The organism is Streptomyces sp. NPDC048507 (assembly GCF_043199995.1).
GTDB lineage: Bacteria > Actinomycetota > Actinomycetes > Streptomycetales > Streptomycetaceae > Streptomyces.
Genome location: NZ_JBICWZ010000019.1, coordinates 84351 through 101724 on the forward strand (window position 1 = coordinate 84351; position 17374 = coordinate 101724).

11 protein-coding genes are annotated in these 17374 nt (G+C 72.9%); 5 read left to right on the plus strand and 6 right to left on the minus strand.

Going from position 1 to position 17374, the window contains the following annotated elements:
• Positions 1–14: 14 nt before the first annotated feature.
• On the minus strand, positions 15–461 hold the full coding sequence (locus ACGFXC_RS32845) for a hypothetical protein (protein WP_393718541.1): 447 nt from the start codon (positions 459–461) through the stop codon (positions 15–17).
• 176 nt (positions 462–637) lie between these two features.
• On the opposite strand from ACGFXC_RS32845, the gene ACGFXC_RS32850 reads away from it, so the two are divergent.
• Positions 638–1999, plus strand: a complete 1362-nt coding sequence (locus ACGFXC_RS32850) for a glutamine synthetase family protein (protein WP_393718542.1) — start codon at positions 638–640, stop codon at positions 1997–1999.
• A gap of 68 nt (positions 2000–2067) precedes the next feature.
• Here ACGFXC_RS32850 and ACGFXC_RS32855 read toward each other — a convergent pair whose 3' ends face one another.
• Positions 2068–2877 (minus strand): DUF6551 family protein, encoded by an 810-nt coding sequence (locus ACGFXC_RS32855; RefSeq protein WP_393718543.1) that lies wholly within the window; start codon positions 2875–2877, stop codon positions 2068–2070.
• Positions 2878–3080: 203 nt separating this feature from the next.
• Here ACGFXC_RS32855 and ACGFXC_RS32860 point away from each other — a divergent pair, with 203 nt between their 5' ends.
• Positions 3081–4091, plus strand: coding sequence for a hypothetical protein (locus ACGFXC_RS32860; protein ID WP_393718544.1), 1011 nt, complete (start codon positions 3081–3083; stop codon positions 4089–4091).
• A 40-nt stretch (positions 4092–4131) separates the two neighbouring features.
• Here the strand turns inward: ACGFXC_RS32860 and ACGFXC_RS32865 are convergent, their stop codons facing one another.
• The 3 genes from ACGFXC_RS32865 to ACGFXC_RS32875 form a co-directional block, all read right to left on the minus strand.
• Positions 4132–5532, minus strand: coding sequence for an HNH endonuclease (locus tag ACGFXC_RS32865; RefSeq protein ID WP_393718545.1), 1401 nt, complete (start codon positions 5530–5532; stop codon positions 4132–4134).
• 70 nt (positions 5533–5602) lie between these two features.
• Entirely contained in the window at positions 5603–7687 is a 2085-nt protein-coding gene (locus ACGFXC_RS32870) for a PIG-L family deacetylase (RefSeq protein ID WP_393718546.1), read from the minus strand.
• 265 nt (positions 7688–7952) lie between these two features.
• The gene (locus ACGFXC_RS32875) at positions 7953–10316 is read right to left on the minus strand and encodes a PIG-L family deacetylase (protein ID WP_393718547.1); all 2364 of its coding nucleotides are present in this window, start codon (positions 10314–10316) and stop codon (positions 7953–7955) included.
• A gap of 204 nt (positions 10317–10520) precedes the next feature.
• Here ACGFXC_RS32875 and ACGFXC_RS32880 point away from each other — a divergent pair, with 204 nt between their 5' ends.
• Positions 10521–13508, plus strand: a complete 2988-nt coding sequence (locus ACGFXC_RS32880; RefSeq protein WP_393718548.1) for a bifunctional [glutamine synthetase] adenylyltransferase/[glutamine synthetase]-adenylyl-L-tyrosine phosphorylase — start codon at positions 10521–10523, stop codon at positions 13506–13508.
• Positions 13509–13528: 20 nt separating this feature from the next.
• Here the strand turns inward: ACGFXC_RS32880 and ACGFXC_RS32885 are convergent, their stop codons facing one another.
• Entirely contained in the window at positions 13529–14155 is a 627-nt protein-coding gene (locus tag ACGFXC_RS32885) for a TetR/AcrR family transcriptional regulator (RefSeq protein WP_393718549.1), read from the minus strand.
• Between the two features lie 120 nt (positions 14156–14275).
• On the opposite strand from ACGFXC_RS32885, the gene ACGFXC_RS32890 reads away from it, so the two are divergent.
• Complete coding sequence (locus ACGFXC_RS32890) at positions 14276–15865, plus strand: amino acid permease (protein ID WP_393718550.1); 1590 nt, start codon at positions 14276–14278, stop codon at positions 15863–15865.
• Positions 15787–17367 carry an amidohydrolase gene (locus ACGFXC_RS32895; RefSeq protein WP_393718551.1) on the plus strand — a complete coding sequence of 527 codons (1581 nt, stop codon included), beginning with the start codon at positions 15787–15789 and terminating at the stop codon, positions 17365–17367. The genes ACGFXC_RS32890 and ACGFXC_RS32895 overlap by 79 nt, the downstream gene beginning before the upstream one ends.
• Positions 17368–17374: the final 7 nt, after the last annotated feature.

Genomic DNA, 17374 nt, shown 5'->3' on the forward strand with positions numbered 1-17374 from the left:
GCGCGCCGCGGCCGTCACGTCCGCAGCACCTGGAGGACGTACAGGCCGGGTGCGCGCGCCGGTGTCCCGGGCGTCCCGACCGGACCCGCCGCGGCGGCCGGGCGGGCGGCGGGCGCCGCGCCGGCCGGCGGCAGGGCCACGGCGGGCGGCGGCGCGGGCAGCACGGCCGGGGTCACCCGGGCCAGCGGGGAACAGCCGGGCAGGTCGTACGGGGACACGCAGGCGACGCGCGCCACCTGCCCCGCGGCCCGGACCCCACCGCCCTGCACCGGGCCCGGGGCGGCGTGCGCCCGCTCCCCGGCCCGCGTCCCGCCGTCCCCGTGCCCGCCCACGCCGCTCACGGGACGCACGCACAGGAACGCCACGCCGGCCGCCACGCCGAAGGCGATCAGCAGCAGGAGGGCAGCCCGCCGGACGGGATGCCCGTGGCTCCCGTCGCGCGCGTGCTTCCAGCCCCCCATGGGCGCAGATGGTAATGCTCATGACGCCTCGGTGGTCAGTGCGGGGGTGTCATCGGCTTTCGGGGGTGCGTAATGTGGCGGAAACCACCAATGGCGATACTGGGCGGGCCCGACTGTGCCCCCCCGGTCCCTCGGGGCGGTGGTGCACAGATCGTCTGAACTGCGAGGATGAAGGCATGGACAAGCAGCAGGAATTCGTCCTCCGGACGCTCGAGGAACGCGACATCCGCTTCGTGCGCCTGTGGTTCACCGACGTGCTGGGTTTCCTCAAATCCGTCGCGGTCGCCCCCGCCGAGCTGGAGCAGGCCTTCGACGAGGGCATCGGCTTCGACGGCTCGGCCATCGAGGGCTTCGCCCGGGTCTACGAGTCCGACATGATCGCCAAGCCGGACCCGAGCACGTTCCAGATACTGCCGTGGCGCGCCGAGGCCCCCGGGACCGCCCGGATGTTCTGCGACATCCTGATGCCGGACGGCTCCCCGTCCTTCGCGGACCCCCGCTACGTCCTCAAGCGCATCCTCGCCAAGACCTCCGACCTGGGCTTCACCTTCTACACCCACCCGGAGATCGAGTTCTTCCTGCTCAAGGACAAGCCGCTGGACGGCTCCCGCCCGGTGCCGGCGGACAACTCCGGCTACTTCGACCACACTCCGCAGAACGTCGGCATGGACTTCCGCCGCCAGGCGATCACCATGCTCGAATCCATGGGCATCTCGGTCGAGTTCAGCCACCACGAGGGCGCCCCCGGCCAGCAGGAGATCGACCTGCGCTACGCCGACGCCCTCTCCACGGCCGACAACATCATGACGTTCCGCCTGGTGATGAAGCAGGTGGCCCTGGAGCAGGGCGTCCAGGCCACCTTCATGCCGAAGCCGTTCTCGGAGTACCCCGGCTCCGGCATGCACACCCACCTCTCCCTCTTCGAGGGCGACCGGAACGCGTTCTACGAGTCGGGCGCCGAGTACCAGCTCTCGAAGGTCGGCCGCTCCTTCATCGCGGGCCTGCTGCGCCACGCGGCGGAGACCGCGGCGGTCACCAACCAGTGGGTCAACTCCTACAAGCGCATCTGGGGCGGCTCCTCCCGCAGCGCGGGCGCGGGCGGCGAGGCCCCCTCGTACATCTGCTGGGGCCACAACAACCGCTCGGCGCTGATCCGCGTCCCGATGTACAAGCCGGGCAAGACGGGTTCCTCCCGGGTCGAGGTCCGCTCGATCGACTCGGGCGCCAACCCCTACCTCACCTACGCCGTCCTCCTCGCGGCCGGCCTCAAGGGCATCGAGGAGGGCTACGAACTCCCGGCGGGCGCCGACGACGACGTCTGGGCCCTCTCCGACGCGGAACGCCGCGCGATGGGCATCGAACCCCTCCCGCAGAACCTCGGCGAGGCCATCGCCCTGATGGAACGCAGCGAACTGGTCGCCGAAACCCTCGGCGAGCACGTCTTCGACTTCTTCCTGCGCAACAAGAAGCAGGAATGGGAGGAATACCGCTCGGAGGTAACCGCCTTCGAACTCCGCAAAAACCTCCCGGTGCTGTAGCGCCCCGCCTCCACCCGCGGCGCCCCCGGTCACCGACCGGGGGCGCTGCGCCGTGCCGAGCGCGAAGGCTAGTTGCCGATGCGGTTCTCCTTGCGCCGGCCCTTGTCCCACTCGGTGACGATCAGGGTGTAGCACGTGCTGATGCGCGATCCCGTGCCACTGTGGCGCGTGCCGCCGGCAGAGGCGAGAGCCGTGATGTTGGCCCGCCAGCGGAATGCGGGATCCTTTCTGCCGATCTTGTCGGAAAGCACCCTGTCGTCGATGTCGTCGCCGTGCTTCCCGATGAACATGCCGATACCGCCCAGGAGCATCCCGTCCCAGGTCTCCTTGGTGCGCCCCCAGGCGTCCTCGGCCACCTTCAGCGTGCGCTCCAGTGTTTCCGGGCCGTAGGTGTCGGTGATCCGAAGGACGCCGGCGACGGCGCCCACCAGGTTCGTCCCCGTGGACCCCATGGCGAGGTTCCGCTTCCGCAGTGCGGAGTCCGTATCCACGAAGAGCGGGATGCCCGCCGTGAGTCCGATCTTGTACTCGTCAAGCGGTGTCGGCTTGCTCGACTCCCGGTTCTTGATCAGGAAGAGGACCGCCTCCTGCTGCTGATCCAACCCGTGGTGAACCTCTGCCACGATCTCCGGGATCCCGGTGAGCTTGCAGACGTGCCACCGGTGCATGCCGTCGACGATGTACCGATCGCCGTTGCTGCGCTGGGAGACGACTATGGTGCCCAGCGCCTCGGGGACGAGGTTGTTGGCCATACTGCGCGCGCGGGGCTCGTTCAGCACGCGCTGGGCCTTCTCGTCGATCTTGAGGTGCTCCACGGGGATGCGAACCCCGTGGTCCACCTGGTGTTCCGGCAGCTCGTAAGCGTACTTCTTGGGCATGGCTGTACCCCCACTGCATCGCGCTCAGGATGTTGGCGGATCGCCGGGTATGGGATGCGATGCAAGATCAAGAAGTACACCGCCGGGTACATTCGATGAGTAGATCAATCCAGGACAATCTTGTCCCGTTTCGGTCGTCGCGCGGCCTCCTGCAGTCGCTCCCGTTCGATGCCCTCGGGTCGTGGGCGGGCTATCTTCGCGGGATGGCGACTCTTGAACTCGTTCCGGGCCTGATCACGACGCGCGAGAAGGTGGCGGAGGCCTTCGGTGGCTCCATCTACAGCGGGGGAATCGTTCCGGCCGTAAGGTCCGGCATGGTGTTCGTCTACTCCGATCCCCAGGTCGGCGAAAAGTTCGGCTACACCTTCGACGGTCGGGCGGAGGACGACGACTTCGGCATCTTGTACCTGTACACCGGTGCAGGCAGCACCGGGCACCAGGAGTTCGTCCGCGGCAACAAGACGCTGTTGGACACGGCCGCGAACGATCGGCAAGTTCACCTCTTCGTCGCGCACAGTAGGGTCCCGGGCAAGAAGGAAGTCCGACAGCGCTACGTCGGAAGGGTGGTCCTCGATTCCGAAGCGCCCTACGAGGAGCGTTGGAGCCCCGTCGAGGACGGTACGTCGCGCAGGATCATCGTCTTCAGGTTTCGGGCGGCGGCGGGGGCGGAGCTCTTGCTCTTGGAGCAGGATGCGCTGAAACCGGCGGCCCGCACGTCCGTCATTGAGCTCCCGAAGGAGCCCGCCCCGCCGAAGGTCCCGCGGCAGGCGGGTACCAAGGACAGGAAGACCGAGCAGCACAGTGCGTCGGAGACCACCGCGTACGTCTCCGGCGGCAGCCGCATGGTCCGGCGGCGTGAAGGACAGTTGGTGAAGGCCTTCGAGGCGCACCTGGAGAAGGCCGGTCACGCCTTCAAAAGCTTCCAGATCATCGTTGAGGGAGAGGCGGGCGCGTTGAGGCCCGACGTCTACGACGCGACCGACCACGTCCTGTACGAGGCGAAGGGGCAGGCCACCCGCGACAACGTCCGCATGGCGATCGGCCAGTTGGCGGACTATCGGCGGCACATCGGAAACGTCGAGGCGCTACGTGTCGCAGTGCTCCTGCCGAGTGCACCCAGTCCGGACGTCCGGGACCTCCTCGCAGCGCAGAGGATCGCGCTCGTGTACCAGACCAAGAGCGGATTCGAGGGCTTCCCCCTTCCCGAATGCTAGCCACGAGGAGCTGTACCCGAACGCCGGACGGGTGCCGTGATCAGGCCGAGAGATCGCTGGCGAAACGGGCATGCCGCTCGCCGGCGATCTTCAACAGGGCATGGCGGAGCCGACGTCGATTGCTGCCCCGCGTCTTGAGCGCATGGCAGTTGGGACACAGAGCAATCATCGTCTCGGGGGTATCGGCGCCGTCGCGTGCCAGATCGTTGACGTGGTCCACTTCGAGCAGAGGGGCGCCCTTGTCCGTGCGTTCGAACGAATGGCCCAAGCACGTCTCGTTCTCGCAGCGGGCACCGCTCCTGAGGAGCACGGCGTCGCGGGCGGCGCGAGACCGGTAGAAGCGCTCCACCTGGGCCGTCGTGGAGCGGCTGGACCGCGACTTGGAGATCGCATGAGCAGCCGACGTGAGGCGTCGGTACCGCTCCTGGTCGGACAGCGGTTCGACGACGTCCGGCGCTGGAACCTCCTCCGTGTAGTCACACACGCTGCCGTCGTCTTCGGCGAGGGCGGCGAGTACGTCCTCGGGCCATGTCTCGCGGAAGGGCGACGGGACGGGTACGAGGATCCACTCGAACGCCCGGCGGGGCACCCCGTCGTCGCCGTCGCTCCAACGCCGGCCCAACTGCACGATCACTGCCCACGTGGCGAAGCTCCACGTCCCGCCGGCAGGCTTGTGCCAGTACCGAAGGGCCCGCTCCTGATTCTGGTACTGCTGCATCGAACTGTTCCCGGCCTTCAGCTCCTGGTCGCCCCTGAGTCCGTCGCCGATGTAGGTGATCCAGTCGGTCTCGGGGATGCGGCTGTCGGGATACGGGCCCTTGTCGTCCGAATAGACGGTCAGGATCCGATCCTTGAGCGGGGTGATGCCCATGACGTCATTGCCGCCGTAGACGCGCGCGATCTCCTTGCGGCTGGCGAACGACTCTCCGACGCGCGGACGCAGAGCGGTATCGACGCGCCCTCCCAGGAGGTCCGACAGCCCGACGGCATCGATCAGGCCGGACGGGAGAGTGTCGAAGAATCGCAGCAAGAGGCTGCCCGCCACCTGCGCGGCGAGGCCGCGGTCGCTCGACAGGAGTTCGAAGTCCTCCGGAAGCAGCCCCGCCACGGGGTCGGTCGAGTTGAGCGCGCTCAGGGTCGGTCGTCGCCCTTTGCTGGTGAGTGCAAGGTCCTTGTCGTTGGAAACCTCCCACAGATGGTTCCGCTGCAAGGCCCAGAAAGGATAGACCACCTGCTGTTCGCCGGGAGGCGCACCGGCATAGGTGATCAGCAGCGGCTCGAGAGCTTCCCGAACAGTGGACCAGCGGTGTTCACGCGGACTGCCCCCTACCACCTGGCCGATGGCCCACAGCATCAGGAGCGGCCGGTGCAGGGCCTGCTCGCCCCCACGGACCGCGGGCTTCAGCTCGCCGACCCGTCTGATCAGTTCCTTCTCGATCACGGACACAGGACCACCTCACTCGTCAACTCTCGGTCGTATCAGAGCACAGACCACTGACAACGCGGTCCGCTCACCCGGTGGGTGGGGGGACGGCCGGGTGCCAGGTGGGGGTGGGGGTCGTGGGGCGGGAGGTCGTCGTGTGGAGGCGGGCGTCGAGGCCCAGGACGGCGGTGACGGTGGTGGTCGCGGGGGTGAGGACCGCCGCCGGGGCGCCCGCGTAGAGCATGCGGGACTCCGCCCAGGCGGGCGGCCCGCCGAACGCGGCCGCCGCGACCGTCCCGGAGTCGGCCCGCCCCGTCAGGACGCGCCCCGCCACGCCGACCGCGCCGTAACCCGCCCGGCCGCCGGACTCGGCGAGGGCGGTGACCCGCGGGGCGCCCGGACCCGCCGTGACCAGCGCGCTGCGCACCGCCCCCGAGTCGGGGCGCCGGAAGTAGAGGCGGACGCCCGCGCCCTCCCGGGCCGCCGACAGCGGGACCGTGGTCGCGGGGAGCGCGGTGGGGAAGGGACCGGCGAGCGGGGCGTCGGGGGCGGGCTGCGTCCAGGCCAGCACCGAGCGGGTGGTGGTGGCGTAGACGTGGCGCCGCCCGGCCGCGTCCGTGAGGGCGACGGGGTCGCTCTGCAGGTCCCCGCCGCCCAGCCGCTCCCAGTCGGCGCAGGCCCCCGACGGCTGCTGGACGCGGGCGCGCAGGGTGCGCCGGGTGTCGCGGAGGTAGACGGTGAGCCGGCCGTCGGCGTCGGCGACGGCCACGGGGGCGCTGATGGCGGACGTGCCGCCCTCGTCGCCCGGCTCCGGGGTGCCGAGCGACTGCCAGGGCCCGAACGGGCCGTCGGGCGCGGACTGGACGGCGTACACCACCTCGCGCCGGTAGTCGGCCGGCCGGGACCCGAGGACGGTGCGGGTGGCGAGGACGGTGATGCGGCCGTCGGGCAGGCGGGCGGCGCAGGCGCCGGAGTCGATGCCGGTGCCGGGCAGCAGCGCGGGCCCGGTCCAGGCCCCGGCCGGATCCCGGGACCACACCGCCATCCGGCCGTCCAGCGCGGCGAAGGCCCAGAGCCGGCCGGGCGTGCCCTCGGCGAGCCAGGAGGTGGTGTCGGCGCGGGCGTAGCGCAGCGACTGCGCCCAGTTGCGGCCGGTGGGACTGCCGGCCACCTTGCGGTCCCCGCAGCCCGAGGGGCTGCCGCAGTAGTCGGTGCGGTCCTGCCAGGCGTACGTCCTCAGGAAGCCGATCTTCGTGGCGGCCGTCTGCGGATCGAGCGCGTGGGGGAGGGTGCCGTTGTGGTAGCCGAGGTAGTTCTGGACGCAGAAGCGCGGCCGGTCCGTGACGTCCTGCGCGTACTGCGCGGTGGCGGCCTGCACGAAGCGGGCGCCGTACATGTGGTCCTGGTGGTCGGTGTACTTGCCGGTGTCCTCGTACCGGTTCGGCGTCGGGTCCTGCATGCGTATCGTCGTCGGCCGGTAGCGCTCCAGGATCCCGGCTATGGACCGGACCAGCTGGTCCCTGGTGTACGTGAACGCCTGCCCGACCGGGGTGCCGGTGGTGAGCTGGGCGCCGAGCGCCGGTATCGCGCCGTTCCACAGGCCGCGCAGGCTGTCGGGGTTCTCGCCGGCCGGGCTGCGGGCCTCGCGCAGCTGGAGCCAGACGAGGTGGACCTGGGGCCGGGCCACGAGGACGTCGAGTTCCGCCTGCCCGCCGCCCGCCGTGGGTATGACCGTACGGGTCCACGCGCTCGTGCGGTCGCCGGTGGCCATCTGGGCGTAGGCGGAACGGATGCCGTTCTGCCGGGCCTCCGCGTACCGGGCGCGGTCGGCGGGCTGCGCCGGGTCCCTGGCCTCGCCGCCGTGCGCCTCGTTGCGGCCGTCGGCCTCGCCGGAGGTGAGGTAGGCGGTGGTGAGCGGGAGCCCGGCCAGCAGGGACCGGCTGAGGTCGGGGTTCATGAAGAACAGGTCGTCGTCGGGGTGCGCGACGATCTGCACCACCGAGCCGGCGGTGGTGCTGACGGGGAGGGCGGCGGCCGGCCCGCCGGCCCCGTCGGCCTGGGTGGCCTCGGCCGAGGTCTGGCGGCCGGCAGCGATGGAGAGTACGCCGGTGGCGCCCACGGTGAGCATGGGCACCACGGCCGCGAGCAGGAAACGGCGGCGGGATACGGGCATCGGGTCACGCCTCGGGTCGTACCGGACGGGCGGGAAGGACCGCTGTGCAGTCAGTGAGAGGCGGAATCGGGGCAGTTGGTTCACCGCTTTCCGCGGATGACGGATCTCTTGCGGAGATGACCGGTTGTGAAACAGGGGGAGCGGAAAGCAAACAACACCCCGGGAAGGGGTGTTGAGGGGCGATATGGCGTGAATGAGCGCGTGTGGGAGCGTACGGCCCCCCTGCGACCCCCCTGCGACCTTCCTGCGCCCCCCTGCGACCGCCCTACGGCGCCGAGTTGCGCGGCCCCACCGGCTGCCAGGGGGACAGGTGCGCGTCGGCGGAGTCCGCCGAGGAGGTGACGTACAGCCGGGCATCGAGCCCGACCACCGCCAGGCTGACCATGTTCTTCCCGGTCATCGTGCTGGACGGGGCCCCGGCGAACAGCAGCGGCGAGCGCCGCCACGGCAGGTCGGAGCCCAGGTCCGAGCCGAGCTGCCCGCCCGCCGCGCGGCCCGCGAGCACGTGCCCGCTCGCCGTCACCGAGCCGAAGCCCTGGAGTCCGCCCAGATCGGTGAGGTTGTTGACCTTCAGGCCGCCGTCGCCGGTGATCAGGGCGGTGCGGACGTTGCCGGAGCCGGGCTTGCGGAACCACAGCCGCACCCCGCCCTCGCGGCCCTCCGCCGTCAGCGGGAGCGTGGTCTCGGGCAGTCCGGTGGCGGTGGGCGGCCCCAGCGGGGCGCCGGGCCCGGGCTGCGCCCAGCCGGTCACGGTCCGGGTGGTGGCGGCGAAGACCATCCGCCGGCCGGCGCCGTCGGTCGCGGCGGCCGGGGTGCCGTGCAGGTCGGCGCCGCCGTGGTTCTCCCACGGCCCCCAGCCGCCGTCGGCCCGCTGGACGCGGCCGCGCAGGCCGGCGGCGCCGTCGCGCACGTACACCGCGGCCAGCCCGGTGCCGTCGACGGACACGGCGGGGGCGCTGATGTCGGAGGTCCAGGTGTCGTCGGAGGCCTCGGGGGTGCCGAGGGACTCCCACGCCCCGAACTCGGCGGAGCCGGGGGCCCGCTGGACGGCGTACACGACCTCGCGCCGGTAGTCGGCGGCCCGGGCGCCGAAGGAGGTGCGGGTGCCGTAGGCGGCTATCCGGCCGTCGGGCAGGGTGACCGTGGAGATGCCCTGGTCCATGCCGGTCCCGGGGAGCAGGACGGGGCCGCTCCAGCTGCCGATCAGGCCGGTGCGGTGCCAGACGGCCACCTGGCCGTCGAGCACCTTGAAGGCCCACAGGCCCTGGTCCCGGTCGGAGGCGAGCCAGGACGTGCTGGTGCCGCGGGCGTAGTTGATGGAGTCGGTCCAGCGGTTGCCCGAGGGGTGGTCGGCGACCTTGAGGTCCCCGCAGCCGGCGCTGCTGCCGCAGTGGTTCGTCCGGTCGAGCCAGGCGTAGGTGTCCAGGATGTCCAGCTTCTCCCTGGCTTCGCCCGGGTCCAGGGCGCTGGGCAGGGAGCCGTTGAAGTAGCCGATGTAGTTCTGCACGCCGAAGTGCGGGCGGTCGTGGACCTCGCGGGCGTAGGCGTCGGAGGCCATCTGCACGAACCGGGCCCCGTAGAAGTGGTCCTGGTGGTCGGTGTAGCGCTTGGTGTCCGGGAAGCGGCCGGGGGTCGGGTCCTGCATCCGGATCGTCGTCGGCTTGTACCGGGTCAGGATCCCCTCGATGGTCCGGACGACCTGGTCCTTCGTGTACGTGAACCGCTGCTTGACGGGAGTGCCGGAGGCGAGCATCGACTCCAGGTGCGGGACCCGGCCGTCCCACAGGCCGTGCAGGCTGTCGGGCGCGTCGCCGTAGACGTTGCCGGCCTCGCGCAGCTGCAGCCAGACGAGGTTGACCTCGGGCTTCGCGACGAGGACGTCGACCTCGGCGTGGCCGCCGCCGTCGGTCGGGACGACGGTGCGCCGCCAGGCGCTGCTGCGGTCGCCGGTGGCCATCTTCGCGTAGGCGGCGCGGATGCCGTTCTGGCGGGCCTCGGCGTACGCGGGCTTGTCGGCCGGGGTGGAGTGCTCCTTGGCGACGCCCGCGTTGATGCCGTCGGCCTCGCCGGAGGTGAGGTAGACCGAGGTCACGGGGTGGCCGGTGGCGATGGAGTACCCGAGGTCCGGGTTCATGAAGTACAGGTCGTCGTCGGGGTGCGCGACGATCTGCAGGACCCGGCCGGGGTCGGGGGCGCCGGCCGTGGTCGCGGTGGTGAGCCGGGAGTCGGGGCCGGTGGGGGCCTCCAGGGCGGCGAAGGCCTCGTTGCCGCGCAGGACGAGCATCCCGGCCGCGGCGGCGGCCGCGAAGGCGGCGACGGCCTTGACCGTCCGGGCCCGGTGGCGGGCGTGGTGCGCCGGACGGTGGTGCGCGGCCCGCCCGCCGAGGTGCGGGTACGCGGCCTGCCGGGGGACCGGAGCCGCCCCACCGGAACCAGCCGCCCCACCGGAACCAGCCGCCCCACCGGAACCACCGTGCGGTGCGCTCGCGTCGGGGAGGGTGAGGGGCGGCGCGGGCTCGGGCCGTGGTGCCGCGGCGGTCGAGTGCCGCTGGGGAACCGGGGTGGCGGGACGGCGCGGGCCGGGTACGGAAGGCGGCGTCGGAGCGGAGAACGGGCGTCCTTCGGACATGGGGCTCCTCGCAACCGGTCGCACGGGGACCGGGCCCCTGACGCATAGATCTATAAGTATTCAGAAAATCTGATAATCCGCCTCATGATATTCGCCACGACACGCCGGTGAGTCGAACGCCTGCTCCGGCTAGGCTCGCCCCAGGCCGGCCACCACCGGCAGCGCCGGCCGACCACCGGCGGCGAGCACTCGGGAGGCGGCGGGATGACAGTCCCGGGACGCAGGAGCAGCACCTTCATCCGGCTGCTGCGCAGCGGTTTCACCGATCCCTCCACCGCGGCCCGGCTCCTCGACGCCGACGCGCTGGCCGCCGTACGCGCCGATCCGGTCCTGCTCGACGCCCTCGGCGCCACCGCCGACCCCGACCTCGCCCTGCTCGGCCTGGTCCGCCTCGCCGAGGCCCAGACCCCCGAGGAACTGCCCCGCCTCCTCGACACCCTCGTCAGCGCCAAGCCGCTGCGCGACCGCCTGCTCGGCGTCCTCGGCGCGTCCGAGGCCCTCGCCGACCACCTCGCCCGCCACCCCCGCGACTGGCAGGCCCTCGTCACCTACGAGGCCGCCGACCTGCACCCCGGCCTGGCCGAGTTCGAACAGGGCCTCGCCGACGCCGACGATCCCGTCGCCCTGCGCGTCGCCTACCGCCGCTGCCTGCTCTCCATCGCCGCGCGCGACGTCTGCGGCACCACCGACGTCGCCCAGGCCGCCGCCGAACTCGCCGACCTCGCCACCGCCACCCTCCGCGCGGCCCTGCGCATCGCCGCCGCCGCGGCCCCGCAGGACGCGCGCCAGTGCCGGCTCGCCGTCATCGCCATGGGCAAGTGCGGCGGCAACGAGCTCAACTACGTCTCCGACGTCGACGTCATCTTCGTCGGCGAGGCGGCCCCCGGCACCGACGAGGGCAAGGGCGTCCAGGCCGCCACCCGCCTGGCCTCCCACCTCATGCGGATCTGCTCCGAGACCACCGTCGAGGGCACCATCTGGCCCGTCGACGCCAACCTGCGCCCCGAGGGCCGCAACGGCCCCCTGGTGCGCACCCTCGCCTCCCACCTCGCCTACTACCAGCGCTGGGCCAAGACCTGGGAGTTCCAGGCCCTGCTCAAGGCCCGCGCCGTCGCCGGGGACGAGGAGCTCGGCGCCGAGTACATCGCCGCCATAAGCCCGCTGGTCTGGCAGGCCGCGGAACGCGAGAACTTCGTCGCCGACGTCCAGAAGATGCGCCGCCGCGTCGTCGACAACATCCCCGCCGCACAGATCGACCGCGAGCTGAAACTCGGCCCCGGCGGCCTGCGCGACGTGGAGTTCGCCGTCCAGCTGCTCCAGCTCGTGCACGGCCGCAGCGACGCCACCCTGCACTCCGGCAGCACCCTCGACGCCCTGCACGCCCTCGCCGCCGGGGGCTACGTCGGCCGCGCCGACGCCGCCCAGCTCAACGACGCGTACCGCTTCCTGCGGTCCATGGAGCACCGCATCCAGCTCTACCGGCTGCGCCGCACCCACCTCGTCCCCGAGGACGAGGCCGACCTGCGGCGCCTGGGCCGTTCCCTGGGCCTGCGCACCGAACCCGTCGCCGAGCTCAACAAGGCCTGGCGCCGGCACGCCTCCGCCGTCCGCCGCCTGCACGAGAAGCTCTTCTACCGGCCGCTGCTCGACGCCGTCGCCCAGCTCACCCCCGGCGAGACCCGGCTCTCCCCCCGCGCGGCCGGCCAGCGCCTGGAGGCCCTCGGCTACGCCGACCCCGTCTCGGCCCTGCGCCACCTCGAAGCCCTCGCCTCCGGCGTCAGCCGCAAGGCCGCCATCCAGCGCACCCTGCTGCCCGTCATGCTCGGCTGGTTCGCCGACTCCGCCGACCCCGACGCCGGGCTCCTCAACTTCCGCAAGGTCTCCGACGCCCTCGGCAAGACCCCCTGGTACCTGCGGCTGCTGCGCGACGAGGGCGCCGCCGCCGAGAACCTGGCCCGTGTCCTGTCCGCCGGGCGCCTCGCCCCCGACCTGCTGATGCGGGCCCCCGAGGCCGTCGCCCTGCTCGGTGACGCCGGCGGGCTGGAACCGCGTACCCACGAGGCGCTCGAACAGGAGGTGCTCGCCGCCGTCGGCCGCGCCGAGAGCGGCGAGGCGGCCGTCACCGCCGCCCGCGGGGTCCGCCGCCGCGAACTGTTCCGGACCACCGCGGCCGACATCATCTCCTCCTACGGTACGGAGGACAGCCCGGCCGAAGAGGACCCCGGAGCCCTCGTCGACCGGGTCGGCGACGCCGTCTCCGAACTCACCGCCGCCACCGTCGCCGGAGCCCTGCGCGCGGCCGTCCGCGACCAGTGGGGCGAGACCCTGCCCACCCGCTTCGCCGTCATCGGCGTCGGCCGCTTCGGCGGCCACGAACTCGGCTACGGCTCCGACGCCGACGTCCTGTTCGTCCACGAACCCCGCGAGGGCGTCGACGAACAGGAGGCCGCCAAGGCCGCCCAGTCCGTCATCGCCGAAATGCGCAGGCTCCTCCAGCTGCCCACCGCCGACCCGCCGCTGCTCATCGACGCCGACCTGCGCCCCGAGGGCCGCTCCGGCCCGCTCGTGCGCACCCTGTCCTCCTACGCCGCCTACTACCGCCGCTGGTCCCTGACCTGGGAGAGCCAGGCGCTGCTGCGCGCCGAACCCGTCGCCGGGGACGAGGAGCTGGGGCGGCGCTTCATCGAGCTGGTCGACCCGCTGCGCTACCCCGTCGAGGGCCTCGGCGAGGACGCGGTACGGGAGATCCGCCGGCTCAAGGCCCGGATGGAGGCCGAACGGCTGCCGCGCGGCGCCGACCCCACCCTGCACACCAAGCTCGGCCGCGGCGGCCTCAGCGACGTCGAGTGGACCGTCCAGCTGATGCAGATGCGGCACGCCTGGGCCGAACCGGGCCTGCGCACCACCCGCACCCGCCGGGCGCTGGCCGCCGCACACGCCGCCGGGCTGATCCCGACGGAGGAGGCGCAGGTCCTCGACGAGGCCTGGGTGCTCGCCACCCGCGTCCGCAACGCGGTCATGCTGGTCCGCGGCCGGGCCGGGGACACCTTCCCGACCGAGGTCCGCGAACTGGCGGCGGTCGGGCGCTACCTCGGCTACCCGGAGGGCCGGGTCGGCGAGATGCTGGACGACTACCGCCGTACGACGCGCCGCGCCCGCGCGGTGGTGGACGACCTGTTCTACGGGGCCTGACCCCTCACGGGCCCGACCCCCTACGGGGCCCGCCCGTCCGCGGGCCCCGGGGCGCCGCGCAGGGTGGCCGCGCAGGCCAGCAGCGCCGCCAGGGCCAGGTCGAACGCCGCGTCGGCCCGGCCCGGGCCGCCCGCCGCCAGGGCCCCGGCCAGCAGCGGGGTGTGCTCCGAGGGCTCCCACATGGCCTCGGGCGCCGCCAGGTCCAGGGCCGAGCCCAGGATCAGGTTCTCCAGGCCGGTCAGCAGCGGCATCACCCGCTCCTCGGGGAACCCGGCCGTGCGCAGCAGCGCCACCGCCCGCTCGTACTGGGCGAGCACCCTCGGCTCCCGCACAGGGGTCGTCATCAGCAGCGGGATGGCGCGCGGGTAGGCGGCGAAGGCGGCCCGGTAGGACCGGGCCCAGGCCTCCAGCGCCCGGTCCCAGGGCTCCAGCTCCAGCGCCGCGTCGTCGATGGCGGCGCACACCCGTTCGCGTACGAGCTCCACCACCCCGGCCCGGCCGTCCACGTGGTGATACAGCGAAGCGGTCTGCACCCCGAGTGCCCGGGCGATCTGCGGAACGCTGAACTCTCCTTGCTCGGCGACCAGTTGCAGGGCCGTGGTGGCGATCCGCTCCCGGTCCAGCAGGGGGGTGCGCGGCCGTGCCATGGGTGTTCTCCCTCGTCCAGGTCTTCCCGTCGCCCAAACGGGAGGCTACATTGCCGCGAACCGAAAGCCTTTAGGTTTTTGCTTCCCCGCCGCCTGCCGTTCGCAGAAGGGTGCCTCCGCATGCCCGAAACGCCCGAGCAGTACAGACCGCCGGCGCCCGCCGCCCGGCGCCCCGCCGCCCAGCGCTCCGACCCGCTGCGCACCGGCGCCCTCGGGACCGCCGACATCTCCTTCTTCGTCGTCTCCGCCGCCGCCCCCCTCACCGTCATGGCCGGCGTCGCCCCCGTCGCCATCCTCCTCGGCGGCATCGGCGCCCCCGCCGGATACCTCCTCGCCGGGCTCACCCTCACCGTCTTCGCCGTCGGCTTCACCACCATGAGCCGCCACGTCACCAGCGGCGGCGCCTTCTACGCGTTCATCGCCCGCGGCCTCGGCAAGCGCGTCGGCATCGGCGCCGCCCTGCTCGCCCTCATCGGCTACAACGGCATGGAGATCGGCGTCTACGGCCTCCTCGGCACCACCACCGCCGACACCGGCCGCGCCCTCGCCGGGCTCGACATCCCCTGGCTGCCCGTCTCCCTGGCCGGGCTCCTGCTCATCTGGTACGGCGGCTTCCGCTCCATCGACTTCGGCGCCAAGCTGCTCGGCGTGCTGCTCGTCGCCGAGACCGGGATACTCGTCCTCCTGGCGGGCGGGGTCCTGATCAAGGGCGGCGCCCACGGCCTGTCCGCCGGCTCCTTCGCCCCCGGAGCCGTCCTCGTCCCCGGCACCGCCGCCGTCCTGGCCTTCGCGTTCGCCGCCTTCACCGGCTTCGAGTCCACCGTCATCTACCGCCGCGAGGCCCGCGACCCCGACCGCACCGTCCCCCGCGCCACCTACATCGCCGTCGCCTTCCTCGGCCTCTTCTACGCCTTCGTCGTCTGGACCGTCATCCAGGCCTACGGCGCCGAGGAAGTCACCGCGGCCGCCGCCCAGGACCCGGGCGGCCTCTTCTTCACCGCCATCGGCACCTACGTCGGCCCGTGGGCGGCGGACCTGATGCACCTCTTCATCGTCACCAGCGTCATCGCCTCCCTCCTCGCCTTCCACAACGCCATCAACCGCTACGTGCTCGCCCTCTCCGAGGAGGGCGTGCTGCCCGCCGCCCTCGGCCGCGTCCACCCCCGCCACCGCTCCCCGTACCTGGCCGGAGCCGTCCAGACCGCCCTCGGCGCCGTCATCGTCCTCGGCTTCGCGCTCGCCGGCGCCGACCCGTACCAGCAGCTGCTGCTCTGGGTGAACACACCCGGCATGATCGGCCTCATGGCGCTCATGCTGCTCGCGGCCGTCGCCGTACCCGTCTACTTCCGGCGCACCGCCCACTCCGAGGGGCCGTGGCGGACCGTGATCGCGCCCGTCACCGCCGCCGTGCTGCTCGCCGTCGCGATCTGCCTCGTCGTCTCCAAGGTCGGCCTGTTCACCCAGGCCTCCCCGACCGTCAACACCGTCCTCGTCGCCCTCGTCCCCGCCGTCTTCCTCGCCGGGCTCCTCCTCGCCGGACGGCTGAAGTCCCGCCGCCCCGAGGTCTACGCCCGCTTCGCGGAAGACCGCCCCGCCGAAGACCGCCCCGCACCCCGCCAAGGAGAAGCACCGTGCCCGCTGCCGACACCGTCCTCACCGGAGCCCGCGTCCGCACCCTCGACCCCGCCCGCCCCGAGGCCGGCGCGGTAGCCATCGCCGACGGGCACGTCGTCGCCGTCGGCCACGACCGCGACGTACGCGACTGGCGCGGACCCGGCACCCGCGTCGTCGACCTGGCCGGCGCCACCCTCACCCCCGGCCTCACCGACGCCCACAGCCACCCGGTCTGGGGCATCGAGATGGCCACCGGAACCGACCTCTCCGCCGTCCGCGACCTCGACGGGCTGCGCACCGCCCTGCGCACCGCCGAGCGCACCGGCGGCTGGGTACTGGGCCACGGCCTCGACCACAACGCCTTCGGCGGCCACCCCGTCGACCGGACCGCGATCGAGGACGCCCTCGCCGGCGCCCCCGCCTTCCTGCGCCTCTACGACGGCCACTCCGCCCTCGCCAGCGGCCCGGCCCTCGCCGCCGCGGGCATCACCGGCCCCCGTACGTTCACCCAGCGCTCCGAGATCGTCTGCGACGACGACGGCCGCCCCACCGGGCACCTCGTCGAGCACGCCGCCATGGCCCTGGTCTCCGCCCTCGCCCCCAAGCCCGGCCCCGCCCAGCGCCGCGGCCGGCTGCTGGCCCTGCTCGCCGACATGGCCGCCACCGGCCTCACCGGAGCCCACGTCATGGACCTCGGCGACGGCGACGTCCCCGCGCTCCTCGCCGGCCTGGAGTACGAGCACGACCTCCCGCTGCGGCTGCGCCTGGCCCCCTGGTGCATGCCGGGAGCCGACGACGACGAGCTCGCCGCCCTGATCGCCCTCCAGGAGACCGCCGGGCGCCACTGGCGGGTCGGCGGCGTCAAGTTCTTCATGGACGGCACCGTCGAGGGCGGCACCGCCTGGCTGGAACACGCCGACTGCCACGGCCAGGGCACCGAGGCCTTCTGGCCGGACCCGCGCGCCTACTCCCGGGCCGTCGCCGTCCTCGACGCGGCCGGGGTGCGCACCGCCACCCACGCCATCGGCGACGCCGCCGTCCGCCACGTCCTCGACACCGTCGCCGCCCTGGGGCCCCGGGCCCGCATGCGGCACCGGATCGAACACATCGAGACCGTCCCCGACGACCAGCTCGGACGGTTCGCGCAGCTGGGGGTGATCGCCTCCATGCAGCCCCCGCACACCGCCTACACCCGGGCCGACCACACCGACGAGTGGTCCAAGCGGCTCGGCGGCGAACGCGCCGGACGGGCCTGGCGCTGCCGGGACCTGCGCGACGCGGGAGCCGTCCTGGCCCTCGGCTCGGACTGGCCCATCGCCCACCACGACGCCCGTCAGGTACTCGCCACCGCCCTGCGCCCCCGCGGCGCGGCATCCGGCGGCCGCTTCCTGACCGGGCTGATGGCCCTGGAGGGCATGACCTCGCACGCGGCGCTCGCGGCGGGGGAGGAGGCGGTGGCGGGCCGGATCGCGCCCGGGGCGCGCGCGGACCTCACGGCCTTCACCGTCGACCCGGTCACCGCGGACCCGGACGAGCTGGCCGAGGCCCCCGTACGCCTGACCGTCTCGGGCGGCCGGATCACCCACGGGGAGGGCTGAGGCGGGG

Coding starts and splice junctions, on each gene's coding strand:
- ACGFXC_RS32845 (WP_393718541.1), bottom strand. CDS start 461: ATGGGGGGCTGGAAGCACGCGCGCGACGGGAGCCACGGGCATCCCGTC.
- ACGFXC_RS32850 (WP_393718542.1), top strand. CDS start 638: ATGGACAAGCAGCAGGAATTCGTCCTCCGGACGCTCGAGGAACGCGAC.
- ACGFXC_RS32855 (WP_393718543.1), bottom strand. CDS start 2,877: ATGCCCAAGAAGTACGCTTACGAGCTGCCGGAACACCAGGTGGACCAC.
- ACGFXC_RS32860 (WP_393718544.1), top strand. CDS start 3,081: ATGGCGACTCTTGAACTCGTTCCGGGCCTGATCACGACGCGCGAGAAG.
- ACGFXC_RS32870 (WP_393718546.1), bottom strand. CDS start 7,687: ATGCCCGTATCCCGCCGCCGTTTCCTGCTCGCGGCCGTGGTGCCCATG.
- ACGFXC_RS32875 (WP_393718547.1), bottom strand. CDS start 10,316: ATGTCCGAAGGACGCCCGTTCTCCGCTCCGACGCCGCCTTCCGTACCC.
- ACGFXC_RS32880 (WP_393718548.1), top strand. CDS start 10,521: ATGACAGTCCCGGGACGCAGGAGCAGCACCTTCATCCGGCTGCTGCGC.
- ACGFXC_RS32885 (WP_393718549.1), bottom strand. CDS start 14,155: ATGGCACGGCCGCGCACCCCCCTGCTGGACCGGGAGCGGATCGCCACC.
- ACGFXC_RS32890 (WP_393718550.1), top strand. CDS start 14,276: ATGCCCGAAACGCCCGAGCAGTACAGACCGCCGGCGCCCGCCGCCCGG.